27 protein-coding genes and 1 other annotated feature are annotated in these 22,459 nt (G+C 37.8%); of the genes, 6 read left to right on the top strand and 21 right to left on the bottom strand.

Annotation, left to right across the window (positions count from 1 at the left end):
* Positions 1-7: 7 nt before the first annotated feature.
* Both JKP71_RS01710 and JKP71_RS01705 read right to left on the bottom strand, forming a co-directional pair.
* Positions 8-1,027, bottom strand: coding sequence for a DUF475 domain-containing protein (locus tag JKP71_RS01710; RefSeq protein WP_200406792.1), 1,020 nt, complete (start codon positions 1,025-1,027; stop codon positions 8-10).
* A gap of 78 nt (positions 1,028-1,105) precedes the next feature.
* Positions 1,106-1,735: a YigZ family protein gene (locus JKP71_RS01705; RefSeq protein WP_200406791.1), complete on the bottom strand. Its 630-nt coding sequence runs from the start codon at positions 1,733-1,735 to the stop codon at positions 1,106-1,108.
* Between the two features lie 56 nt (positions 1,736-1,791).
* Between JKP71_RS01705 and JKP71_RS01700 the strand changes: the two genes are divergently transcribed.
* Positions 1,792-3,108 carry an ATP-dependent helicase ComFA gene (locus JKP71_RS01700; protein ID WP_200406790.1) on the top strand — a complete coding sequence of 439 codons (1,317 nt, stop codon included), beginning with the start codon at positions 1,792-1,794 and terminating at the stop codon, positions 3,106-3,108.
* Complete coding sequence (locus JKP71_RS01695; RefSeq protein WP_200406789.1) at positions 3,105-3,752, top strand: ComF family protein; 648 nt, start codon at positions 3,105-3,107, stop codon at positions 3,750-3,752. The genes JKP71_RS01700 and JKP71_RS01695 overlap by 4 nt, the downstream gene beginning before the upstream one ends.
* 61 nt (positions 3,753-3,813) lie before the next feature.
* On the opposite strand, the gene JKP71_RS01690 is transcribed toward JKP71_RS01695, so the two are convergent.
* The 9 genes from JKP71_RS01690 to JKP71_RS01650 all read right to left on the bottom strand — a co-directional run bounded on the left by JKP71_RS01690 (position 3,814) and on the right by JKP71_RS01650 (position 9,309).
* Positions 3,814-4,380: a nucleotidyltransferase family protein gene (locus JKP71_RS01690; protein WP_200406788.1), complete on the bottom strand. Its 567-nt coding sequence runs from the start codon at positions 4,378-4,380 to the stop codon at positions 3,814-3,816.
* A 14-nt stretch (positions 4,381-4,394) separates the two neighbouring features.
* The gene (locus JKP71_RS01685) at positions 4,395-4,850 is read right to left on the bottom strand and encodes a diacylglycerol kinase family protein (RefSeq protein WP_200406787.1); all 456 of its coding nucleotides are present in this window, start codon (positions 4,848-4,850) and stop codon (positions 4,395-4,397) included.
* Positions 4,834-5,328, bottom strand: a complete 495-nt coding sequence (gene ybeY, locus JKP71_RS01680) for an rRNA maturation RNase YbeY (protein ID WP_200406786.1) — start codon at positions 5,326-5,328, stop codon at positions 4,834-4,836. The genes JKP71_RS01685 and ybeY overlap by 17 nt, the downstream gene beginning before the upstream one ends.
* A 94-nt stretch (positions 5,329-5,422) precedes the next feature.
* On the bottom strand, positions 5,423-6,376 hold the full coding sequence (locus JKP71_RS01675; RefSeq protein ID WP_200406785.1) for a PhoH family protein: 954 nt from the start codon (positions 6,374-6,376) through the stop codon (positions 5,423-5,425).
* Between the two features lie 224 nt (positions 6,377-6,600).
* On the bottom strand, positions 6,601-6,885 hold the full coding sequence (gene rpmA / locus JKP71_RS01670; RefSeq protein ID WP_003130646.1) for a 50S ribosomal protein L27: 285 nt from the start codon (positions 6,883-6,885) through the stop codon (positions 6,601-6,603).
* Between the two features lies 1 nt (position 6,886).
* A complete protein-coding gene (locus tag JKP71_RS01665; protein ID WP_075524643.1) occupies positions 6,887-7,222 on the bottom strand; it encodes a ribosomal-processing cysteine protease Prp in 336 nt (111 codons plus the stop codon).
* A gap of 2 nt (positions 7,223-7,224) precedes the next feature.
* Entirely contained in the window at positions 7,225-7,539 is a 315-nt protein-coding gene (rplU, locus tag JKP71_RS01660; protein WP_003130644.1) for a 50S ribosomal protein L21, read from the bottom strand.
* A 40-nt stretch (positions 7,540-7,579) separates the two neighbouring features.
* Positions 7,580-7,653: a sequence feature (ribosomal protein L21 leader region), on the bottom strand.
* Between the two features lie 49 nt (positions 7,654-7,702).
* Entirely contained in the window at positions 7,703-8,905 is a 1,203-nt protein-coding gene (locus JKP71_RS01655; RefSeq protein ID WP_200406784.1) for an AbrB/MazE/SpoVT family DNA-binding domain-containing protein, read from the bottom strand.
* 2 nt (positions 8,906-8,907) lie between these two features.
* A complete protein-coding gene (locus JKP71_RS01650) occupies positions 8,908-9,309 on the bottom strand; it encodes a YwiB family protein (RefSeq protein WP_200406783.1) in 402 nt (133 codons plus the stop codon).
* A gap of 167 nt (positions 9,310-9,476) precedes the next feature.
* Between JKP71_RS01650 and JKP71_RS01645 the strand changes: the two genes are divergently transcribed.
* The 3 genes from JKP71_RS01645 to JKP71_RS01635 all read left to right on the top strand — a co-directional run bounded on the left by JKP71_RS01645 (position 9,477) and on the right by JKP71_RS01635 (position 12,129).
* Positions 9,477-10,781: an HD domain-containing protein gene (locus JKP71_RS01645; RefSeq protein WP_200406782.1), complete on the top strand. Its 1,305-nt coding sequence runs from the start codon at positions 9,477-9,479 to the stop codon at positions 10,779-10,781.
* A gap of 26 nt (positions 10,782-10,807) precedes the next feature.
* Positions 10,808-11,623, top strand: coding sequence for a sugar-phosphatase (gene yidA / locus JKP71_RS01640; RefSeq protein WP_075524640.1), 816 nt, complete (start codon positions 10,808-10,810; stop codon positions 11,621-11,623).
* Between the two features lie 137 nt (positions 11,624-11,760).
* The gene (locus JKP71_RS01635; RefSeq protein ID WP_075524639.1) at positions 11,761-12,129 is read left to right on the top strand and encodes an iron-sulfur cluster biosynthesis family protein; all 369 of its coding nucleotides are present in this window, start codon (positions 11,761-11,763) and stop codon (positions 12,127-12,129) included.
* A gap of 33 nt (positions 12,130-12,162) precedes the next feature.
* Here JKP71_RS01635 and JKP71_RS01630 read toward each other — a convergent pair whose 3' ends face one another.
* The 8 genes from JKP71_RS01630 to JKP71_RS01595 form a co-directional block, all read right to left on the bottom strand.
* The gene (locus JKP71_RS01630) at positions 12,163-12,933 is read right to left on the bottom strand and encodes a Nif3-like dinuclear metal center hexameric protein (protein ID WP_200406781.1); all 771 of its coding nucleotides are present in this window, start codon (positions 12,931-12,933) and stop codon (positions 12,163-12,165) included.
* A complete protein-coding gene (locus JKP71_RS01625; RefSeq protein ID WP_200406780.1) occupies positions 12,923-13,627 on the bottom strand; it encodes a tRNA (adenine(22)-N(1))-methyltransferase in 705 nt (234 codons plus the stop codon). The genes JKP71_RS01630 and JKP71_RS01625 overlap by 11 nt, the downstream gene beginning before the upstream one ends.
* Positions 13,624-14,277, bottom strand: coding sequence for an endonuclease III (nth, locus tag JKP71_RS01620; RefSeq protein ID WP_075524636.1), 654 nt, complete (start codon positions 14,275-14,277; stop codon positions 13,624-13,626). The genes JKP71_RS01625 and nth overlap by 4 nt, the downstream gene beginning before the upstream one ends.
* Positions 14,278-14,294: 17 nt before the next feature.
* The gene (locus JKP71_RS01615; RefSeq protein ID WP_200406779.1) at positions 14,295-14,954 is read right to left on the bottom strand and encodes a DnaD domain-containing protein; all 660 of its coding nucleotides are present in this window, start codon (positions 14,952-14,954) and stop codon (positions 14,295-14,297) included.
* Positions 14,955-15,037: 83 nt separating this feature from the next.
* The gene (locus tag JKP71_RS01610) at positions 15,038-16,309 is read right to left on the bottom strand and encodes a dihydroorotase (RefSeq protein ID WP_200406778.1); all 1,272 of its coding nucleotides are present in this window, start codon (positions 16,307-16,309) and stop codon (positions 15,038-15,040) included.
* Between the two features lie 70 nt (positions 16,310-16,379).
* Positions 16,380-17,009, bottom strand: coding sequence for an orotate phosphoribosyltransferase (gene pyrE / locus JKP71_RS01605; protein WP_200406777.1), 630 nt, complete (start codon positions 17,007-17,009; stop codon positions 16,380-16,382).
* Between the two features lie 265 nt (positions 17,010-17,274).
* Positions 17,275-19,182, bottom strand: coding sequence for an ABC-F family ATP-binding cassette domain-containing protein (locus JKP71_RS01600; protein ID WP_200406776.1), 1,908 nt, complete (start codon positions 19,180-19,182; stop codon positions 17,275-17,277).
* A 170-nt stretch (positions 19,183-19,352) separates the two neighbouring features.
* Positions 19,353-19,745: a Spx/MgsR family RNA polymerase-binding regulatory protein gene (locus tag JKP71_RS01595; protein ID WP_075524632.1), complete on the bottom strand. Its 393-nt coding sequence runs from the start codon at positions 19,743-19,745 to the stop codon at positions 19,353-19,355.
* A 223-nt stretch (positions 19,746-19,968) separates the two neighbouring features.
* Between JKP71_RS01595 and JKP71_RS01590 the strand changes: the two genes are divergently transcribed.
* The gene (locus tag JKP71_RS01590; RefSeq protein WP_075524631.1) at positions 19,969-20,625 is read left to right on the top strand and encodes a redox-sensing transcriptional repressor Rex; all 657 of its coding nucleotides are present in this window, start codon (positions 19,969-19,971) and stop codon (positions 20,623-20,625) included.
* Between the two features lie 53 nt (positions 20,626-20,678).
* On the opposite strand, the gene JKP71_RS09550 is transcribed toward JKP71_RS01590, so the two are convergent.
* Positions 20,679-21,326: a YdeJ family lipoprotein gene (locus JKP71_RS09550; RefSeq protein WP_234446092.1), complete on the bottom strand. Its 648-nt coding sequence runs from the start codon at positions 21,324-21,326 to the stop codon at positions 20,679-20,681.
* Positions 21,327-21,460: 134 nt separating this feature from the next.
* Positions 21,461-22,360 (bottom strand): CHAP domain-containing protein, encoded by a 900-nt coding sequence (locus JKP71_RS01580; RefSeq protein WP_200406775.1) that lies wholly within the window; start codon positions 22,358-22,360, stop codon positions 21,461-21,463.
* Positions 22,361-22,459: the final 99 nt, after the last annotated feature.

Below are 22,459 nucleotides of genomic sequence, written 5' to 3'. Positions count from 1 at the left end.
CAATAGATTAATGTCTGCGATTATAAACAATGCTAGAAGTGAAAGACAGACCAATAATTACTGCTCCTATGAGTCCAGTGATAACATCACCAATTTCCCACTTGATGCTTGCTAAAATTAAAATTGCTAAGGTCAAAATCGCCCAATGAGCCCCATGCTCTAAATAAACTAACTCGTTAAGTGTTCCTTTTTTGACAAGGTACAGAGTTAAGCTCCGAACAAACATCGCTCCGATAACACCTAAACCTAACAAAATGATAATAGGATCTGAGGTAATTGCAAAAGCACCAATGACCCCGTCAAAACTAAAGGAAGCATCAATGACTTCGAGGTAGAGAAAGAGAGCAAAACCAGCTTTTCCTGTAGCGATAATAAAATTAGTCGTTGAAGTTGCCTTTGAATGGCTCATCATGTCACCAAAGCCATCAACTAATAAGAAAGTCAAAATTCCCAAACAGCCAGCAAATAAAATCGTATGTGACTCTACAGCCAACGTTTCAGAAACAAGTAATAGCAAGCCTAGTGAAATAATTGCATTCGCAGCAGGGAAATGACCGATACGCTGCAAAAGTTTTTCTGGTAATTTTAACCAGGTATAAGCACGCTGATCAAAGAAAAAGCCTAAAGCCAACATCAGTAAAAACATGCCACCAAAAGCTGCAATTTGAGGATGTGCATGGTGCAAAATATAGCCATACGTACCCATTACTTGAGGATCACCTTTTGCTAAGGCTAAGCGTAGCGCGCTAATAGGATCTATATGAGCCGAAACACCTACTATAAGCAAGGGAAAAATGAGGCGCATCCCTACTACTGCTATGAGAATCCCGACGGTCAAAAACATCTTTTGCCAGGCTGGACTCATCCTCTCTAGGATTCGCGCATTTACGATAGCATTATCAATTGATAAGGAAATTTCTAAAACAGCTAAAATAAATGTGACAAAAAGTCCATTCCATCCGCCATAGATAAACGCGATAATAAGGGCAAAAAGCGTGACAATAAATGAGCCTCTGAATAGTTTCATGGGGTTCCTCTTCTAATTAGTTATTGAACCTATTTTACCATATTTTAATCTTGTTAAAGCTTTAAACTCACCAATAAATCAATCCTTTATTTCTCTTTCAATAAGCTGCGTTTTTCCTTTAAGAATGCTAATTTTTCCATTAAAATCCTCCGTCAGCTCTGACAAGAATGATTTGACCTGATCCTCTTCAATAAAACATTTGACAGTAATGTCAGACAAAAATACGGGCTCAATAATTTCAATATCTCGACTAGCAAGGTAACGTTGTAACTTATCATAGAGGGCATAATCTAATGTTAGAACTAACTCTTTTTGTACAACAAACTCCACACAACCTACTGCTTCAATCGCATGATTTACTGCGCCCGCATAAGCCCTAATCAGACCCCCGGCTCCTAATTTTATCCCTCCAAAGTAACGAGTGACGACAGCACAAACATTGATCAGTTCTTTCTTTTTTAAGATTTCAAGCATGGGTACACCTGCTGTGCCTGAAGGTTCACCGTCATCACTACTTCGCTGTATTTCCTGGCGATCACCTAAAGTATATGCTGAACAATTGTGATTGGCTTTCCAATGTTCCTTTTTAATTTGATTAATAAACGCTCGTGCTTCTTGTTCATTTTCTATCCGCTTGAGGTGGCAAATAAAACGTGACTTTTTTATTTCTTCTTCATGGGTGAAATCATTTTTTATCGTTATGGTCATGCTTATGATTTTAACAAATTTGGTGATGATTTAACAGCATTTCCGTATAGTAAGATATGGAACAATTTTATGGACGACTCCTCTTAGAAAACGATCTAAAAGCTACTGACCAGCCTGTCAGTGATAATAAAGATAAATTTCTTATAACTCCCCAAAAGGTTTTGAGAAACGCTAAAGTAACAAAAATCCAAGGAATGTTTTCAGTTAACAAACGACAGATACAATGCAATCGCTGTGGCAGCCTTCATTTCAAACATGAGGTCCAACTCCCTTTAGGGTGTTTTTATTGCCCTACTTGTATCAATTTAGGGAGAGTGCGGTCTGATGAATGGCTTTATGCTTTTGCTCAAGAAGAGTTTCAAGCTGGCCATTATTTGAGATGGAGAGGAAAATTGACACCCGCTCAACAAAATATTGCTGACCAACTGGTCAGTAATAGCAAAAAACAATTTCATACATTAGTACGCGCTGTGACTGGCGCTGGTAAAACAGAGATGACTTATCCTCTCATTAATCAATTTCTTAAAAGTGGAAAAGGCGTGGCTTTTGTGAGTCCTAGAATAGATGTTTGCATAGAAATACATAACAGATTAAGTCACGACTTTTCCTGCGCTATTCCTCTCCTTTATGGGCATGGAAAGTCTTATTTTCGTTCCCCTCTTGTTGTCGCAACAACTCATCAACTCCTCCGCTTCCAAGCAGCTTTTGACTTAATTATTGTGGATGAAGTGGATGCCTTTCCATTCTCTGAAAGTCCTTATCTCTATTTTGCACTGAAAAAGGCGCTGAAAAAAGAGGCACAACTTCTTTATCTCACAGCTACTTCAACGAATTATTTAGAGCAGCAGATAAAAAATGGGACGTTAAAACAACTGGAGCTTAATCAGCGTTTCCATCAGTCGCCCCTCATTTTACCACGCTTTTTTTGGCACACACAACTTATCAAGAAGATAAAAAAACAGCGCAAAACAGGTTTCCCATTACTCATTTTTGCAGCTGAAATTCAAGCAGGGCAACTTTTAACTCAAAAATTACAAAAAAATTTCCCTCATGAGAAAATAGCGTGCGTCTCTTCTAAAACTTCTTTACGACAGGAGTATATCCAACAATTTCGCCAAGGAGAATTAGATATTCTCGTCTCTACAACCATTCTTGAGCGAGGAGTTACTTTCCCTAAAGTTGATGTTTTTGTTAACCATGCCGAGCATTCAAATTTTACAAAATCATCTTTAATTCAAATGGCTGGGCGTGTCGGACGCTCGTCTGAACGCCCTAATGGTCTCGTTTATTTTTTTCACGAAGGACGCACTAGAGCAATGACGAAAGCAAGACAAGAAATTAAAAAAAGTAATCTTAAAGGGAGCCTCTCATGAATTGTTTAATCTGCCAGGCCAAAGCGCTTACACCCTCAATTGATTTTCAAGCACTTATCACTCTGAAGAGCAATCCTTCTTATCTCTGTTTGACTTGTAAAAATACATTTATAAAAATTGGGGCGGACCATTGCCCACGCTGCTATAAATCTGGAGAGAAAGAAATCTGCCAAGACTGTCAAGAATGGGAACGAAAAGGAATTATAATCAATCATCAGGCAATTTTTAAATATAATGACTCAATGCAACAGTTTTTTAGTCGCTACAAATTCATGGGTGATTATCAGTTGCATCAAGTGTTTAAAAGTTACTTTAAATTCAAAAAGGAGTTTACAATTGTTCCTATTCCTTTAAGTCCAGAGCGTTATCAAGAGCGAGGCTTTAACCAGGTTGCAGCTTTTATGGAAAAACTCCCTCTCCAACATCTTCTTACAAAAAAAGAAAGCCAGCCTCAAAGTTCACTTACACGCGAAGAACGATTGACCCACACCAACCCTTTCCAAATAAAGGAAAATAGCGGTATTCCAGAAAAAATAATAGTAGTGGACGATATTTATACCACTGGAGCTACTCTGGTTCATGCCTGTAAGACATTAAAAGAAGCTGGATGCAACACTGTCAAGACCTTCTCACTCTGTCGTTAAACTAAACTTAAAAAATTCCTAAAAAAAAAACATGCCAATAGAGTAGCATGTCATTTGTTCTTCACTTCTCTGGCCATGCGATAATCCTCAAGTGTGAGAATCGTGTTTGCCAACTTTTTATTTTTTTCTCGTAAAGTTCCTTATTGTTATCCTTATGAATAATAGGGCGAAGGGTTTTCGTAAATATATCATCGAGACCATAAGGGGCATAAAACTCAAGGTGTTTTGATGTTCCCGTAATCCCTATAGCATGCACAGTCGCAATCCAACGGCCTATCGCATCTTCCGTCGATTGATAAGGCTTTTTATTACCGCCTCGCCATAAATGCATATATGCCTCATTGTGGACATCAAAAGTGAAAGGAAATTTTTGAGATAATTCCTTTTCGAGTGCATGATCTTTACTGACAGCTTGGTCAGCTGTAACATGGTCGTCAAAATATACCACATCAATATCCTCTACACCATGCATCGGTAATTTCGAATCAACCTGATTCCAAACCGTCTGAAAGATACTCCCAGCAGCAATATAGTAATTCGGCAAATTTAAAGTAGCGACTTCGTCTAAAATAACCATGAGCTCATTATTAGCTCGTAGCAGGGTAATAAATTCCTTTTCTCTTCCCATCTTTGTACACTTTTCTAAAAAAAGAATTGCCAAATTTTAGGTAAAAATATAACTAAACCAACAATAAGAGCAAAACCTGAAATCACAAGTACTGCACCTGCCGCCATATCTTTAGCGCGCTTTGCACGCATATAAAATTGATAGTCAGAAGCTAAATCCACTACATTCTCTATCGCCGAGTTAAATAATTCAGCCATGAATACTAAAAAGATAGCCAGAAGTAAAAAGAGCCACTCAAATTCAGAAATTTGAAAAATAAGTCCAAAAATAATAGCCGCAATTGCTGAAAAAACGTGCTTACGCATATTTCTTTCTTCTTTAAAAGCTGTCCAAATTCCTGAAAGGGCAAAATCTAAACTGGAAAGTAGATTGGGATTTTTCCAACGGGAACGCTCTTTTTTTTCAGGGATATTTCCATTATTAAAATCTTTTTTCTTGAAAAGCTTTACATCCTTATCGTGTGAGTCCATAAGCAGTTAAAATCTCCTCTTGCAGTCCAAACATTTCCGCTTCTTCAGGTCCGCCCACAGGATAGTGATCGTAACCATTAATGTGCAAAAAGCCGTGGACTGCAAGCCACGCATATTCACGCTCCAGTGAGTGTCCGAAATCCTGCGCCTGTTCTTGTGCTTTATCAATCGAAATATAGAGCTCTCCAATAAAGGGATCCATTTCTTCCAACAGTTCTTCTGGAATGTCCATTTCTTCATCAAAGAAAAATTCCTCTTCATCTGGCTTGTATTCAAGTGAAATAACATCAGTCGGACGGTCCGTATCTCGGTATTGCAAGTTAAGCTCGTGTGAACGTGCATTATCTACAAAAGTCACGGCCATTTCCGTTGAAGGCCTCAACCCTAATTTTTCAGCAGCAAAATTGAGAATGTGCTTTGTTTGTTCAATAATTTCTTTTGGCACTTTATTTGTTTCATCTACTAATTCGATATACATGTTTATTCCTATTAAAAACTGAGTCTTCATCAGTTGTTATTTCTCTTAAGTCAAATACTGACAGCCTTGTCAGCAAGTTTGTATAAAAGCACTTTTAATCATCACCGTAAGCTTTAATAATTTCAGCAACAACCGGATGACGTACCACATCTTTCGCTGTGAAATAGACAAAGTCGATAGCTTTAACAGCACTTAATTTTTCTTTAGCATCAATAAGTCCAGATTTCACTTTACCCGGCAAGTCAATTTGTGAACTGTCTCCATTTACAATCATTTTGGAATTGAAACCAAGTCTTGTTAAGAACATTTTCATTTGCATGGTTGTGGTATTCTGAGCTTCGTCTAAAATGACGAAAGCGTCATCAAGTGTTCGACCACGCATATAAGCTAAGGGTGCTATCTCAATAATCCCACGCTCCATCATCCGCTCTGTTGCTGATTTTCCCAGTATTTGAAAAAGAGCATCATAAACTGGACGCAAATATGGATCGACTTTTTCTTGTAAGTCCCCAGGTAAAAATCCTAAACTTTCCCCAGCTTCTACTGCTGGACGTGTAAGAATAATCCGTTTGACAACACCGTTACGTAAAGCTTGGACAGCCATAACGACCGCAAGAAAAGTTTTACCTGTCCCCGCAGGACCAATACCAAAGACGATATCATGGTATTTGACTGCATCGACATATGTTTTTTGTACTAAATTTTTCAGACGAATTGGTTTGCCATAAGCATCTTTTGTCAATTCAATTTCATAAAGGCTGGTAAAATTTTCAATGTCATCATTCAAAACCATTTTGATAGCAATTATAACATCTGATGTTTGAACAGGAACGCCTCTTCTTACAAGAACTTGTAAAGCCTGCAACACCTTTCGAGCGTTTTCGCCTTGTTGTTCATCTGGCGAGAAAATTTGAACCATTTCACCCCGATAATTAATCTCCACGCCCATTTGCGCCTCAACCAATTTTAGAAACTTGTCTTGTACTCCAAAAAGAAGGCTAGTATCCTCTGGATTTTCTATTTTAAATTCAATCGAACTTTTAGTCAAATAAGCAATCTCCAATTAAGCATTTTCTTACATTATAGCACAAGTCGATGAACGATGCCATTGGTCGTGTCATTTAACAACCCTAGTATTAATTGACTTTGAAAGTACAAACGTTCAAAAAGTCATAGTGCATGACAACTTCGAGAAACATTACATCAGTAATCTCTTCTACTCCTCATTAAGCAATAAAAAAATCTATCTTCACAAGATAGATTTTATAATTCTTATTTAGCCACTACTGGATAAACTGAGACGTGTTTTTTACCACGTTTCATTTCGAATTTAACAGTTCCTTCGATTTTAGCGAAGAGAGTATCGTCGCCACCACGGCCAACGTTAGTACCTGGATGGATATGTGTACCACGTTGACGGAAAAGGATTGAACCGCCGCTTACAAGTTCACCGTCAGATGCTTTAGCACCGAGACGTTTAGCTTGTGAGTCACGTCCATTGGAAGTAGAACCCCCACCTTTTTTGTGGGCGAAGAGTTGCAGATTAAGTTCAAGCATGTTATTGCCCTCCATTTTCAAATTTAAGTGTAATGTACTGGCCATAATTTTTCTCAACTGCTTTCATTGCATTTGCAAAGGCTTCGAGCAAGGTTTGTGCCAATACGCCTTGTTTTTCAGGTGTGCTCAAAGGGATTTCAACATAGAGATAACCTTCTTCCATATGCGTCACAGGTTTAATGTGAGCCATATCATAGATATTATTCGCCGTTGTAATCGATAGAACGCTGACTGCCGCACAAACCACATCGTGTCCGTACTCGCCAGATTCAGCATGTCCTGAGATTTCATAAGAAACAATTTTGTCTCTTTTTGTCCTGATACAAGCTTCAATCATAATTAAGCGTTAACTGATTTGATAACAACTTTAGTGTATGGTTGACGGTGACCTTGTTTACGGTGTGAGTGTTTTTTAGGTTTGTATTGGAAAGTAACAACTTTCTTTTGCTTACCATGTTTTTCGACTTCACCAACAACAGTTGCGCCTTCAACGAGTGGTGCACCAACTTTAGTTGTTTCGCCTCCGACAAAGATAACTTCGTCGAAAGTAACGGTTTGACCAGCTTCAACATTGAGTTTTTCAACGTAGATTACTGAACCTTCTTCAACTTTAACTTGTTTACCACCAGTTTTGATGATTGCATAGTTTGACATTGTGATTCCTCCTTGTTAGATTTCATCGCTTTTTGAGTCAAGCGACTGTTAGACTCGCCTTAGTTCGTGGGCTTATGCCACTTCATACGAAACTTCGTGCGGTTGCACTTTATGAGACTTCACAAAGACAACTATATTATTATACTACTTCTTCAAGAGGATTTCAACCCTTATTATTTTCTTTTTCCTTTTTTTTTTTTGCGTCTGTGGTTTGTGGATTAAGTCCTACTCGGTAAAGCTTTTGGTCATTCCAAAGCATGTTGATTAAGGAGTTGACTAAAAGAAGGAGCCAGGCAAAACTAAGAGAGAAGGACAAGATTTCAAAAGCAGTAAGGGTGAGATAATGAATCGGATGCCATAACAGATAAGATAAAAAGATTAAGCCGACAATTAAATAAGACATGCGATAGAGGTTCCGTGTTGCCTGAGGTAAGAACCAACGAATTCCTAAAATAGAAAGTCCCATAAAGAATACTATCAATTGGGCTACTACATCATGAGCAACATGCATCCATCCACCATTATTGGGAATTAGACCAACCAATCCAATTGAAATAGCGCACAAGGTTAATAGAACCTGCAGGATAGATTGTCGAAGGTGAGTACCAATCTTTTGTCTTAAAGAGACAAAGATATAATCTACTAAAGCTGCAAATAGAGCAGCGGAGACTATGAGGGTCAGATTAAACTGCCAGCTGGAGTGCGAAGCTTGTGTTCCTAATAAACTAAAATTCCGCTGCCACCAATATTGATCACCATTTGTGGCCATACTGGAAACCAGTCCACCAATTGAAACCATCAAGAGCATATTAACCATCACATTAATGGAGAATGTATCTACAACAAAAATCATCAGATAGTTAATAATCCCAGAAAAAATTCCAAAAATTAAGGTTGAGGTAAATAAACCAAAATTGACGCCGTAAAATATTTGTCCTAAAAACCAGAAGAACGCGATGGTCGATAAGACAAGAATAAGCAAAACTGAAAACACAACTGTTGCAAAAGTCCGCCAAAATATTCGTTTTCCCATTTGTCGGTAGAAATCTTGCCGACGCTTATAATAAGCACCAATAAAAGTGAACATTCCAATTGCATTAGCAATAATAATAACCGCTGTCGCAATGGATTCATTACCGGATAGCGGTATGACATGAGGGTGTTCCAAGAAAAAGGCAAAAGCAATAAAGATCAAGGAAGCGATAATCGTTGGTAGAATAAACCACGTTGCCGCTCGGTCCGTTTTGGTGACGTTAACTTTACGAATTGTAAAACTATCTGCTTCCAAGGCGACTACTTCTATTTCTTCATCCTCGCTCAAGTTAAGCCTGTCATATAATTCCTTGGGGAGATGTATTTTTTCCATTGTTAACTTTCCTCTTCTTTCACATCGGGCACTTCACTCCAATCAATCCTCAAATGATATTCCCCAATACTCATCTCACCTTGCGACAATTGATATTTTATTTTAAGTTGACCTTTTGAAGAATTAAGATCTAATTGATGCGTGAAAATGGAGAGTTTCCCAACGCCTTCGTAAGTGGTATGACTCGGAATTTCAGGATTAAAACGCATCTTAACTGCCTGCCTTGAATAACGTGTCATCGTTACCTCTGCATCATTGATCTTTAATAGTACCTTTTCATTTTCTCCATTTTTATACATTATAAGAGTATGCTGAGCACTTTGTTTTATTTGTGCGTTATAGGTTTCTTTAATCAATTCTTCTTGTTGATCAATCTTTACTCTATTGCGAATCGTAATTTTCATATGTTTATTTTACTATAATATTCATGAGAATAGAAATCCTAGATAAGGGAGTTGTCCATACTAATCGTTCAGCATTTTGCAGAAAAATACGGTATAATAAAGAAAAGACTCTTAACTTAAAAACAACATTCTAAAGTCATATTTAGAGTCTTAAGAGGAGGTCTCACTTGGAAAAAGTTTTCCGCGACCCTGTCCATGATTACATCACTGTGACGCATCCCGTAATTGCTGCTCTAATTGATACTGCTGAATTCCAACGGTTACGACGAATTAAGCAACTAGGGACATCTAGTTTTACTTTTCACGGGGCAGAACACACGCGCTTTTCACACTGTTTAGGTGTGTATCATATTGCTAAGAGGATAACAGATTACTTTAGTCTCAACTTTCCATTAGAATGGAATCCGGATGAAAATTTGCTTACACAATGTGCCGCCTTACTTCACGATGTTGGACATGGTGCATATTCTCATACGTTTGAAGGGTTATTTGGTACCGACCACGAAGCAGTCACCCGAGAAATTATTACTTCCCCTCAAACAGAAGTCAATGCCATTTTACGACAAGTCTCTGCTGATTTCCCAGAAAAAGTCGCTTCTGTTATCTCACATGAATATCCAAATCCTCAGGTGGTTCAACTTATCTCTAGCCAAATAGATGCGGATCGGATGGACTATTTATTACGAGATGCATATTTTACCGGAGCTGTATATGGAAAGTTTGATTTAACTTGGATTTTACGTGTTATTGTCCCTACAGAAAATGGCATTGCGTTTAAATATTCTGGGATGCATGCGGTTGAAGATTATATCGTTAGTCGTTACCAAATGTATATGCAAGTTTATTTTCATGCTTCTTCTCGTTCGATGGAAGTCTTGCTTCAAAAACTTTTAGCACGGGCCAAAGCACTTTATAAAAAATACCCCGAATATTTTGCCATGAGTAGTCCATGTTTAGTTCCTTTTTTCAGGGAAGAACACCGACTTGAAGATTATCTACGTTTAGATGATGGCGTAATGAATACTTATTTTCAAATTTGGATGACGCATGAGGATCCTATCTTGGCAGATTTGGCGAGGGCTTATGTTAATCGTCATCTACTAAAATCAATTAAATTTAATCGTGATACTGTCTCACTAGACGATCTATCAATTTTGACGCAGTTGGTTGAGGAAGCGGGCTATGATCCTGACTACTACACAGGCGTTCACAGTAATTATGACCTTCCCTATGACTTTTATCGACCAAGTTCTCAAAAGCCACGGACAGAAATTAAAATTTTGCAAAAAGATGGAGCTCTAACTGAGCTGTCCGTTTTATCTCCCTTAATAAAAAGTCTTACAGGTACTATTCATGGAAACAGCCGCTTTTATTTTCCAAAAGAAATGATGGAAAATCCGGAATTTACAAAACATATTCAGAATGACACCTTTTTTGATAAAGAGGAACGTGACGAAAGTTCTAAATTATAAAATATCCAATATAGAAAGATAATACGATGATTAAACTTGTTGCAATTGACCTTGACGGTACACTACTTGACCCTAACCGCCAAATTACCGAAGAAGTAAGAAAAACAATCGCTAAAGCAAAAGCCGCTGGTGTTAAGATAGTAATCACCACTGGGCGCCCACTCCCTGGTGTAGTGGAAATACTGAAAACTTTAGGCCTTACCGAACAGGGAGACTATGTCATTACTTACAACGGTGCCTTAGTTCAAAGAGCTACGGGGGAAGAGTTTATCAAAGAGACGCTCACCTCAGAAGATTGGTTAGATCTAGATGCAGCAGCTCGCAAAATAGGGTTGCCAATTCATGCGATTACTCGTGAAGGGATTTATACTCCAAACCGTGATCTTGGTAAATACACTGTTCAAGAGGCACAGATGGTACAAATGCCGCTCTACTTCAGACAACCTGAGGAAATAGCTGCGCTTGAAATTGCCAAAGTGATGATGGTTGATGAACCTCAAGCTTTAAATGATGGAATTGCCTATCTTCCTTTCGAATTTTTCGAGCGCTACAACATGGTAAAATCGACTCCATATTATCTCGAGTTTATGAATAAAAAAGCAAGTAAAGGTTCAGCCGTTAAACACTTAGCAGAAAAACTTTTCTTGGATCTAGATGAAGTTATGGCTATCGGAGACGAGGAAAATGATCGGTCTATGCTTGAAGTTGCTGGGAACCCTGTTGTGATGGAAAATGGTAAAGCTGAATTGAAAAAAATCGCAAAATACGTGACGAAATCCAACGCAGAATCTGGTGTTGCCTATGCTATCAATGAATGGGTTTTGAAAGATTACGAAGCCTAGTTACAATTTATAAGCAGATTTCCTGTACTTCCCCCTTCTGCATGTTATAATAACATTATAAACAGATGATAAAAAAATGAACTTAAAGATGCAAGAATCCTTGTATTCTTGAGTTTGATTTTGAAGTGGAGGTAGATATGAAGATTAAATTTGATGAAAAGACTGCTACTAAGATTAAAGATTTAGGCGAAGCTGACTTAGTCTTTGATTTCGATCATACATTGAGTGAAGAAAATACAGCAGTTGATGCATGTGCTGGCGGGATTTCTCGCTACCGTATTGTGGCTGTCGATAAAGGAAAAGTCCCAAAAGAATTTGATGCGACAATCGACTCTGAATTTGGACCAATTTATTATAAAGGATATGGTGCCTACTTCTTCCAAGATGAGATGTATACAGTGCTTAATACCTCTTACAATCTCATTGAGCTTCGGAGCACTGCCGAGCTTCTAAGTCCTAACCTGTTGATTGTAGATTTTCGTGGAAAAACAAGTGCTAGCTTCTAAATAAAAAGCCCTTAACTTAATAAGGGCTTTTTTTTAAATATCATAAAATGGATTGGTCGAGCTTGCACTCTCAATGACCCTCACATCTGTTGCAAACGCACGAATTTTTTTAGCTACAAGTGGGATAAATGCTTGTTCGATATAATGCCCTGGGTCGATTCCAAGGAGACCAGCAGAGAGCATATCGTGTCCTGTATGGTAGTAGATATCTCCAGTGATATAGAGATCAGCGCCGTGTTCTTTGGCTTGCGGCCAAAATTTACCGCCTGACCCACCACAGATGGCTATGCGTTGAATTTTTTCTTTTAATTGACGATCGTAGGTCACCAGTCGTAAATGATCAAGATTAAATGTCTCTTTTACACGTTCGGTCAGTACTGACAGTTCTGTCATTGGAAGATTACCCACACGTCCCAAACCTTCATCATTGAAAGTTTCAACATCTGTTAGCCCTAAAAGCTGACAAAAGTAATCATTTAATCCCCCAGAAACAATATCGATGTTGGTATGGCTCGTATAGACTCCAATACCTTGTTGAGCTAAATCCCAGATTAATTTTTGCTGAGTATCTAGAGTGGTTAGAGCGTCCAAGGGGCGAAAAATAAGCGGGTGTTTTGCAATAATCAGATCGATGTTTTGAGCAATGGCTTCTTTGACCGTTTGTTCTCGAATATCAAGCGTCACCAAAACTCTTCTGACTTCACTTTCTGGATCACCAAGTTGTAAACCCACAGGATCACCTTCCATAGCTAATTCTTGTGGGCAAAATGTTTCGTATTGCGCCATAAGTGCTTTAATTTTCACTGAGTACCTCCTCTATTCTCTGTTTTTTTTCTTCTAAACCCTCCCGTTTCTGATGCTGATTTTGAGGAAGTTTAGCGAGTATTTTGTTTAAGGTTCTTAACTCTTTTTCCCATTTTTGCCTAAAGAACTCTGTTTTCTTAGTAAGAAGAATCGGTCCAAATAAATATTCAGTTACTGACAGCTCTGTCAGTAATTCGGGATGTTGTTTTTTAGGCACAGCAACAATGATTTCGTAGAATTTTCCAGCTTCCAGCAAAATACTTTCATGAGAAATCACAAAGTCATGGGCGAGGAGCCACCTTCTTAAGGTATCTTCATGATTATTAGGTTGTAAAATCAGACGTGATACACCGTTTAACAAAGGCCTATCTTTACTTAATATCTCGGTGATGAGAATTCCACCCATACCCGCAATCACAATAGTATCAATACCATCCTGCTCATTGATAGCAGCTAGACCGTTTGCTTTCCTTACATAAATTTCATTATGTAAATCCGCTTCTTCTACATGACGTTTTGCGATTTCAAAGGGACCTTGTACGACTTCTCCCGCAACAGCATAATTAATCTTTTTTTGCTGTATGAGGTAAGTTGGTAAAAAAGCGTGGTCAGAGCCAATATCGGCAAGTCGTGCATTTTGCGGGACAAAATTTGCAATGGCTTGTAAGCGTTGCGATAATTTAATTTCAGTCATTTTTTCAAATAATTCTTTCCAAATTTACAATATTCTAAAACTGGACATGTTTCACAGTTAGGCTTTTTTGCTGTACAGTGGTAGCGTCCAAAAAAAATGAGGTGGTGGTGCGCTTGAATCCATTTTTCTTTCGGAATTAACTTCATCAGCTTTTCTTCTACTTCTAGAACAGAGGCTTTCTGAGGAACAACATCTAACCGTTTCGAGACGCGTTCAACATGGGTGTCAACTGCTAACCCTGGTATTCCATAGGCTTCTGCCAACACAACATTGGCCGTTTTACGTCCAACCCCTGGCAAAGTTTGGAGTACTTTTTTGTCCTTTGGCAAATCAGGAAGCTCATCTTTAAACTGAGTAGTAAGCATTTGTGCCGTTTTGAGGATATTTTTAGCCTTTGTTTTATAAAGACCAATTGTTCTGATTTTTTGTTCAATATCTTCAACGGATGCTTCGGCCATCGTTTCAGCATCGGGGTAAGCAGCAAAAAGGGCTGGAGTTGCTTTATTGACTCCTTTATCTGTTGCTTGTGCAGAAAGTATAGTAGCGATCAAAAGCTGAAAGGGTGTTTCCCAATTCAATTCTCCATGGGCCTGAGGAAACATCTCTTCGATAATTTCTAGTGCTTCTAAATATTTTTTCTTGCTTAACATAATTTTAATTCCGTAATTTAGTTATCCCAAGGACCTTCTAAAGGGATATAGAAAGATTCATTCGTCACCTTACTTTTATTTTGGTAACGTTCGCTTTGCTTTTCTTCAACATCATGAAGAGAGGTCACTCCATCATTTTTCCAATTTCGTAAGATTGCCTTAATGTAGTTAAGAGAAACTTTGCGATTTAGGACTGCTTCGCGCAGTGCTTGTTGAATCAGCTGAAAATCATAATGTTCTTCAAACAGCCAAGCTCTTAACTCTTCCATTTGCACAGGCGAAATCATGCCCATTTCAGCTTCAAACATACTGACCAAAGTCTTAAGCTGACCCTCTTCTTGCTGAGGTTGTGTAAGCTCAGAGCTTCCTGTCGTAACAAGTTGGTCAAGTTTTTGAAAAGCAGGCCGTGTGTCAAAAAAGGTTTCCATCTCCCCATCTCGTTCTAACAAAGCTACTTTCATTGTGCCAAATTTTGCGAGCCGATCAATCGCTTGGTTCACATCATTTAAGCTTTTACCTGTCTGAGTGGCAATATCACTTGGCGCAATTTCCCGATTTTCATAGAAATAAAGCCAGACTAGAAAGTCGAAAGCTGAGGGGAAAAGTTTATCAAAGTGAGCGAGCAGTGCACTTGGTAACACCAGATGCCCGACACTGTATTCATCGTAATAATTCATATGCTTATTATAACACATCTTAAGCCAGACATTTATTTAACTTTGATAAGATCTCTTAAAAATAAAAAAGCACTTAGTGCTTCTTATTCTCCTTGATAAATGATTTTGCCCTCACATATTGTATAAGCGACTTTACCTTTCAACTGTTTATTGATAAATGGCGAATTACAAGCTTTTGAGATGAATGTTTCACTTACTGCGGTGTCAGTTGTTGCGTCAAAAATGACGAGATCAGCCGGTCCATTTTCTGCGAGGTAACCTGCATCAAAATTATAAAGTTTAGCTGGATTAACGGTCATTTTTGTCAGTAATTCACTGAGTGTTAAATGGCCTTTTGCGACTAAGTTTGTCAAGCCAAGTTGCAAGGAAGTTTCTAATCCAATCATTCCTGATGGTGCCTTATCAATGCTGACATTTTTCTCTTCATGAGTATGAGGGGCATGGTCTATGGCGATGACATCAATCGTTCCATCTTTTAATCCCTCAATTATTTTATCGATATCAGCCGTTCTACGCAGTGGTGGATTGAGTTTAGCATTTGTCCCTTGCTCAAAAATCATTTGTTCTGTAATCGAAAAATGTTGTGGAGTCACTTCTGCTGTGATTTTTGCTCCCAAATTTTTGGCAAATCGCACCACTTCAACAGATTCTCCAGCTGATAAATGTTGAATGTGCAAGCGAGCGCCTGTTTCGTAAGCAATCATGGCATCACGCGCTATCATACTGTATTCTGAAACAGTCGGTGCTCCTGTGAAACCACATTGATGTGCCACTTCACCATCATTCACTCCTAAAGTTCCAATCAAATTTGGATCTTCTTCGTGAATTGAAAGCAGGCTGTCAGTTAATTTCGCTTTTTGCAGCGCTTTACGTAAAACTCCAGCATCTGTCAGTGGAATACCATCATCAGAAAAGCCGATTGCTCCAGCTTCCCTGAGTGCATCAAAATCTGTTAAATTTTTTCCATCAAAATCTTGCGTAATTGATCCCACCGCTTCAATCTTAATGTCTTCTTTGTCAGCAATTTCTAGAGTTTCTGTCAGCACTTTTGGCGTAGATAAAATCGGTTTTGTATTCGCCATCATGACCACGGTTGTAAAACCACCTGCAGCCGCTGCCTTAGCACCACTATGAATGGTTTCTTTATGCGTTTGTCCTGGCTCACGAAAATGAACATGAACATCAATTAAACCGGGCGCTACGACCAACCCTGTTGCATCTATGATTTCTGCATTTTCTACGGTTAAGTTTGAAGCAATTTTTGATATTTTATTCGCTTCAATTAAAACATCCACTACTTCATCGCGTTTTGACTTAGGATCAATGAGACGTCCGTTTTTGATTAATAATGCCATTATTCACCTTCCGTTTTGAAAATTTCTTTTCATCAGTAGCTATTGATCTACTGACAGAGCTGTCAGTAAATTAATCTTGCCAAGTTTCTTGATTTTCTTTGAACTTTTTAAGTAATTCTAATTCTTCTTTTGTCACATAACCCGTTTCTTTAGCAATTTCAATCAGCTCAGAATAAGTTGTCAATGTGGCTAATTTAACACCAGCCTCAGCAAATTTACGGCTTGCTTTTTCTAATTCATAAGTGAAAATTGCAACCACACCAAGAACATCAGCGCCTTCACGTTCAGCAGCTGCAACAGCTTCTAAAACAGAACCACCAGTCGAAATCAAATCTTCAACCACAACCATTTTTTGGCCTTTAGCCACACGTCCCTCAACCTGATTTCCTGCTCCATGGTCTTTGGGTTTGCTACGAATATAAGCAAATGGTAATTTAAGATAGTCAGCAATAATTGCACCATGAGGAATTCCTGCTGTAGCAGTTCCTGCAATGACTTCAACTTCTGGAAATTCCGCTTTAATCAATTCAGCAAAAGCCCCTTCGATTTGGTTTCTTACTTCCGGATAAGCTAAGGTCACCCGATTATCCGTATATATTGGCGACTTAATTCCTGAAGCCCAAGTAAACGGTTGACTTGGTGAGAGACTGACCGCTTTAATTTCCAATAAATCTGCAGCAATGGCTTTTGATATTGACATGATTTCTCCTTCTCAATTTACTGACAAAATGGTCAGCAATAAAAAACACTTGCCAAGAAACCTAGCAAGTGTAAAAAGTATCCAAACAAATTCACTTTTACTGACAGAAAATCCTGTCAGTAAAAATAGAATCAATTTTTCCTGATTTCAACCTTGCTAGCCTCTCTGGACTAGTTTAAAAGTTATATTGTTTATTAGTTTAACAAACTTGAGCCAGATTTGCAAGTCTTTTTATCTTATTTCCACTAAATCCTCTTCACAGTACTTACAAATTTTCCAATTCTTCCATCGCTTCTAAAAGAGTCAGCTCTAGCTCATCTTTTTCGTCATTAAAGCGGTCAATTTCAGCTTGTAATTCTCCTAATTTAACAAAATCAGCGGTATTTTCTTGCATTTCCAATAAAAGTGCTGCGATTTTTGTTTCCAAATCGGCTAGTTTCTCTTCACAAGCCTTGATTTCGCGTTCTACTTTACGTCGATTCTTTTGAGCTTCTTTCTGAGCTGTAAAATCTTGTTGAGCTAAACTTTCTATCGGCTCCCCATGTTCTGCAGAATTACTCTCAGCTTGTACTTCTGCTTTTTTCTCGACATAATAATCATAATCTCCCAAAAATTCTGTACTTCCTTCGGGAGCAATTTCTAAAACTTTGGTAGCTACTCTATTAATGAAATAGCGGTCATGAGAAACAAACAAGATTGTTCCCGGAAAATCAATCAAAGCATTCTCTAAGACCTCACGTGAATCAATATCCAAGTGGTTGGTTGGTTCATCTAAAACTAAAAAGTTATCATGATCCATTGCTAATTTAGCAAGTAAAAGACGGGCTTTTTCACCGCCAGAAAGCATTCCAACCGTTTTCTTTACATCATCTCCACTAAAAAGAAAAGCGCCAAGCATGTTGCGAATTTCAACTTCATTGAGTAAGCGGTGCTCATTCCATAATTCGTCTAAGACAGTATTGGAAGCTGTCAATCTCCCTTGTTCTTGGTCATAATAGCCCAAAGTAACATTGGCACCCAATTTTGCTTGGCCTGCCAAAAATGGAATCTGTCCAACAATTGACTTAATCAATGTTGTTTTACCTACTCCATTTGGCCCAACAATAGCAAGGGACTCGCCTTTACGCTCATCAATGTTAATCGGACCAGAGAGACGATTATCTTCATAACCCACCGTTGCTTCTGAAACGGTCAAAACAACATTTCCAGACATTTTTTCAGGAGTGAAAGTGACATTAGCCGATTTATCATTACCTGTTGGTGCGTCTAAACGCTCCATTTTCTCCAACTTTTTACGACGTGATTGCGCCATTTTAGTCGTCGAAGCACGAACTAAATTTTTGGCAACATAATCCTCTAATTTAGCAATTTCTTTTTGTTGTTTTTCAAAATTTTTGAGCTCAGTGAGTAATTTTTGCTCTCTTTGTTCGACATAGCGCGAGTAGTTTCCAGAAAAACGAGTCAATTCTCCTCGCGACAACTCCAAGACCTCATTAACTACTTTATCCAAAAAGTAGCGGTCATGACTGACAATCAATAAACTTCCTTCATAATTTTTAAGGTAATTTTCAAGCCAAGCTAAAGTTTCAATATCCAAGTGGTTAGTTGGTTCATCCAAAATCAAAAGTTGTGGTCTTTCAAGCAACATCTTAGCAAGAGCCAAACGTGTTTTTTGTCCCCCCGATAAACTTGAAATTTCTCTTTCCCACATTGTTTCATCAAAGCGAAAACCATTTAAGACAGACTTAATTTCAGATTCATAAGTAAATCCATTTTTTATCCGAAATTCTTCTGATAAAGCATCGTAACGTTTCATCAAAGCTGTCAATTCATCCCCAGCAAGTTCTCCCATTTGCAATTCCATCTGGCGCAATTGTTTTTCCATTTGGCGAAGCGAATCAAAAACAGAGAGCATTTCTGCAAATATTGTCCTTGAGGAATTCAGCCCAGTATCTTGCGCTAAATAATTCATACTTAAATCTTTTGTTTTGGAAATCGTTCCACGACTGGCCTCTTCAACTCCAGCGATGATTTTAAGTAAAGTTGACTTACCAGCTCCATTTCGCCCAACTAAAGCAATTCTGGAGTGATCCTGGAGGCTAAAATTGATATTTTCAAATAAGGTGTCACCGCCGAAAGTCCGTGCAATTCCATTTCCTTGCAATAGTATCATTGTTTGTATCTTCCTTTTTATAACTGATCGAAGTTTCTTCAAAGCAGGTATATTATAACTGCTCCAAAGAAAGCATATGAACTGATTATAACATTTAACAAAGTCTTTTTGTAGTTTTTAAGAAAAGAGAAAAGTGTTCACTGAGCGAGTTGAACACTTTTCTTTAAAAATTATGCTAAAATTAAACGTTGTTTCAACTCCACCTTACGAACTTCCGTTGGTACAAAGGCACGAATCCCTTCCTCATTGAAACCCACTAACAAACGATTATCATCAAAGATAAGTGGACGTTTCAAAAGGCGAGGATTTTTCTGTATTAATCGGATAGCTTCTTCTAAGCTCAAACTTTCAAACTCTTGTTCCAAATTTAGATAGGTTTTTCCGCGTACAGCAATAATATCTTCCAAGCCATTCTCTGTTAAAGATAAGATTTTGATCAAGTCTTCTTTACTCATAACTGTAGAAGACAAATTTATTTCCATAAATTCTAGTTGACGTTTTCGAAGCCATTTTCTAGCTTTTCTGCAGGACGAACAGGAACCACTGAGATAAACTTTAATCATAATTTTCTCCTCATCTTTTTTTCATATTTCTATTCTAACATGAAAGACAAATTAAAGAAAGCGTTTTATGAGATTTCTTTAAAATTATATTTAGTTTTTTACATCTAAACTTCTGAAAAAAATTGAAAAAACAATTTAGTTGAGTTTTTCACAAACTTTTGGTAAAATAATCACAAAACATATTATAAAATAAATAAAGTAATTATAAATTCGAGGTATCAACATGAACGAAAATAAAGTAAGTAAGAACTTACCCAAAGCAACTGCAAAGCGTTTGCCCCAATATTACCGTCTCTTCAAAAGCTTAGTCGACGAAAATATTTCTCGTACTAATTCACAACTGATTTCCGAAAAAATCGGCGTCGATGCTGCAACAATTCGACGTGATTTTTCTCTTTTTGGGGAACTAGGCCGTCGGGGTTACGGCTATGAAACTCAAACTCTACGCGATTTTTTCGGCGAACTACTCGGACAAGATCAGGAAACGCCCATTGCTTTAATTGGTGTCGGTAATCTTGGTCGAGCCCTTCTCCACTACCACTTCCAAGAACGGAATAAAATGAGAATCACTCAAGCTTACGATATTGCTGGGAATCCTTTAGTCGGAACACAAACCGATGATGGAATTCCCATTTATAATATTTCTGATCTAGAAAAAAATGTCAAAAAATCTGAAATAAAAACTGCCATTCTCTCCGTTCGAAAAGAAAATGCCCAAGAAGTCGTCGATGACTTAATCAAAGCAGGAATCAAAGGAATCTTAAACTTTGCACCAATTCGTCTTCACGTTCCATCAGACGTTGTTGTTCAATCTATCGATTTAACTAAAGAGCTCCAAACCCTCCTTTTCTTTATGGGAAATAATGAAAAAAATGAATAAGAAAACAGCTAAATCTAGCTGTTTTTTTTGATGCTATTTTATAGCTTACCTTATTATTTAATCACTATCTCAGATATAATTTGGGAAGCTTGCTTATCAAATGAGGTAGGAATTTCAATCAATTGCGTACTATCCAATAATTTTTGTGACTCTTGTTTAACCCAAACCGGATCTTGAAGGTACCTCACGTCCTGGTAATGATTGGGATCTTTATAAAAATTAATCGTACCATTATGATTTGAACTATAGGTTACAGTACTAGTTCCAGCCATCGTATGATCATAACTAAAGGATAATGTTACCGTATCACGAGGTACAACTACAGAACCTGAAAAAGGAAAAACGGGGTGGTTGGTGCCGTTTTTAGTGACTTCAATAGAAACTGGCCGATGCTGGATCTTATAATAATTTAGCAATGTTTCCGTCACTCGTGCATATTCAATTTGTTCAGAGCTATATCCTGATAAAGGAAAAGTACTACTTTTGGAGATATTTCCTGTACTGCTCTTCTCAGTTTGACTACTTGCCGTAGCGTTATTTCTAGAACTTGATGTGCTTTTTGAACGAGAAAGAGATTTTTGAGTTGATGAACTGGTTACAGAATGTTTTTGAGTTTTTTCATCACTATTTTTTGTACTTGAGCAAGCACTAAGTGTAATTATACCCAGAAATGTTACCGACAAAAGTATCTTTTTTTTCATAATATAATTCTCCTAATAATACCCTTTGAAGTTAACATTAAAAATTGATAAAGTCAAATTTATTTTAATTGTTCACTATCAATTTTTTACATCAGAAAGAAAAAGAATACCTTATTTGTCAAAATCTGAACAAATCATTTTCCAATAATATATTTTAATTGTCCAGCCTCTTTTTTACTTAGGACTTGGTAATCATATAATGTTTTATAGCCTGTTCCAGACTGAGAGATGAGGATAGACCCATCAGAATGTATCTGTTCCACAAAAGCTACATGTCCATAACTAGCATCTGCCCCCAGCTGCCCCGCTTTAAAACTTACTGCACTATGAAGTTGTGGTGTGCTAGTTACCGTGTAACCCGCTTGGTTCTGCCAGTCTTTTCCATTGCCCATATATAATCCATAGTTAATACCAAATTCCTTGGCACGATTATAGACCCACCATGTGCATTGTTTATATGCATAACTTTGTGTGGAGTAATTATTGGTATTTACTGCGCGATCAATAGACCAGCCTTGCGGTAGTGTAGGAAGCGGATCAGAAGGCATCGTTTTCCAAGCAATTGCACCATATTTCCAACCATTTTTAAGGAGGTTATTTTGTTCATAAACATTTGTGGTATAGTTGTGACTACCTGACTGTGCATTCGGATTATAAGCAACATATAAGTTGACGCTCCCCCCCGAATAGAAAACAGGTTTGGCATTGTTATCCCATCGCCAACCAGCTTCGATCAAACTCTTAGCCTCATAATTACTCATAGTATAGTAATGATTCCCTCCCTTAACATTGGGATTATATACTCGGTAGACAGGTGTTCCCTTTGTTGCAGCTTGCCAACCAACTCCTTCGTCGCGCCAACCTACATTTTTCAGAGTGTTTTGTTCATAAAAACTAGTTGTATAAAAATGCTCCCCACTATTAGGATTGTACAAACGATAGACTACTTCTTTCTCACTTGCTGAGACATGTTTACTTGTTAAAACGAATGCTATGAGTAATAAAGCACTCCCCCACAGTCTTTTTTTTTGCATCTAACACGCTCTCCTTCTTAAAATTTTCAACCAACAATAGCATAGGGTTAAAGTACTTCAACATCAATATTAGGTTACTTTAACCCTCAAAATAGTTTA

This window comes from Lactococcus taiwanensis (assembly GCF_014905395.1).
Taxonomy (GTDB): domain Bacteria; phylum Bacillota; class Bacilli; order Lactobacillales; family Streptococcaceae; genus Lactococcus; species Lactococcus taiwanensis.
This window is presented reverse-complemented; position numbering and strand designations above follow the sequence as displayed.

What these genes read in the sequence shown, in the direction of transcription:
- JKP71_RS01600 (WP_200406776.1), bottom strand. Translation starts at nt 19,182, where the DNA reads ATGATACTATTGCAAGGAAATGGAATTGCACGGACTTTCGGCGGTGAC.
- JKP71_RS01635 (WP_075524639.1), top strand. Translation starts at nt 11,761, where the DNA reads ATGAAGATTAAATTTGATGAAAAGACTGCTACTAAGATTAAAGATTTA.
- rpmA (WP_003130646.1), bottom strand. Translation starts at nt 6,885, where the DNA reads ATGCTTGAACTTAATCTGCAACTCTTCGCCCACAAAAAAGGTGGGGGT.
- JKP71_RS01690 (WP_200406788.1), bottom strand. Translation starts at nt 4,380, where the DNA reads ATGGGAAGAGAAAAGGAATTTATTACCCTGCTACGAGCTAATAATGAG.
- JKP71_RS01705 (WP_200406791.1), bottom strand. Translation starts at nt 1,735, where the DNA reads ATGACCATAACGATAAAAAATGATTTCACCCATGAAGAAGAAATAAAA.
- pyrE (WP_200406777.1), bottom strand. Translation starts at nt 17,009, where the DNA reads ATGTCAATATCAAAAGCCATTGCTGCAGATTTATTGGAAATTAAAGCG.
- JKP71_RS01655 (WP_200406784.1), bottom strand. Translation starts at nt 8,905, where the DNA reads ATGGAAAAAATACATCTCCCCAAGGAATTATATGACAGGCTTAACTTG.
- JKP71_RS01700 (WP_200406790.1), top strand. Translation starts at nt 1,792, where the DNA reads ATGGAACAATTTTATGGACGACTCCTCTTAGAAAACGATCTAAAAGCT.
- JKP71_RS01595 (WP_075524632.1), bottom strand. Translation starts at nt 19,745, where the DNA reads ATGATTAAAGTTTATCTCAGTGGTTCCTGTTCGTCCTGCAGAAAAGCT.
- JKP71_RS01685 (WP_200406787.1), bottom strand. Translation starts at nt 4,850, where the DNA reads ATGGACTCACACGATAAGGATGTAAAGCTTTTCAAGAAAAAAGATTTT.
- JKP71_RS01650 (WP_200406783.1), bottom strand. Translation starts at nt 9,309, where the DNA reads ATGAAAATTACGATTCGCAATAGAGTAAAGATTGATCAACAAGAAGAA.
- JKP71_RS09550 (WP_234446092.1), bottom strand. Translation starts at nt 21,326, where the DNA reads ATGAAAAAAAAGATACTTTTGTCGGTAACATTTCTGGGTATAATTACA.
- JKP71_RS01615 (WP_200406779.1), bottom strand. Translation starts at nt 14,954, where the DNA reads ATGAATTATTACGATGAATACAGTGTCGGGCATCTGGTGTTACCAAGT.
- JKP71_RS01695 (WP_200406789.1), top strand. Translation starts at nt 3,105, where the DNA reads ATGAATTGTTTAATCTGCCAGGCCAAAGCGCTTACACCCTCAATTGAT.
- JKP71_RS01665 (WP_075524643.1), bottom strand. Translation starts at nt 7,222, where the DNA reads ATGATTGAAGCTTGTATCAGGACAAAAAGAGACAAAATTGTTTCTTAT.
- JKP71_RS01610 (WP_200406778.1), bottom strand. Translation starts at nt 16,309, where the DNA reads ATGGCATTATTAATCAAAAACGGACGTCTCATTGATCCTAAGTCAAAA.
- ybeY (WP_200406786.1), bottom strand. Translation starts at nt 5,328, where the DNA reads ATGTATATCGAATTAGTAGATGAAACAAATAAAGTGCCAAAAGAAATT.
- JKP71_RS01625 (WP_200406780.1), bottom strand. Translation starts at nt 13,627, where the DNA reads ATGACTGAAATTAAATTATCGCAACGCTTACAAGCCATTGCAAATTTT.
- nth (WP_075524636.1), bottom strand. Translation starts at nt 14,277, where the DNA reads ATGTTAAGCAAGAAAAAATATTTAGAAGCACTAGAAATTATCGAAGAG.
- rplU (WP_003130644.1), bottom strand. Translation starts at nt 7,539, where the DNA reads ATGTCAAACTATGCAATCATCAAAACTGGTGGTAAACAAGTTAAAGTT.
- yidA (WP_075524640.1), top strand. Translation starts at nt 10,808, where the DNA reads ATGATTAAACTTGTTGCAATTGACCTTGACGGTACACTACTTGACCCT.
- JKP71_RS01710 (WP_200406792.1), bottom strand. Translation starts at nt 1,027, where the DNA reads ATGAAACTATTCAGAGGCTCATTTATTGTCACGCTTTTTGCCCTTATT.
- JKP71_RS01580 (WP_200406775.1), bottom strand. Translation starts at nt 22,360, where the DNA reads ATGCAAAAAAAAAGACTGTGGGGGAGTGCTTTATTACTCATAGCATTC.
- JKP71_RS01590 (WP_075524631.1), top strand. Translation starts at nt 19,969, where the DNA reads ATGAACGAAAATAAAGTAAGTAAGAACTTACCCAAAGCAACTGCAAAG.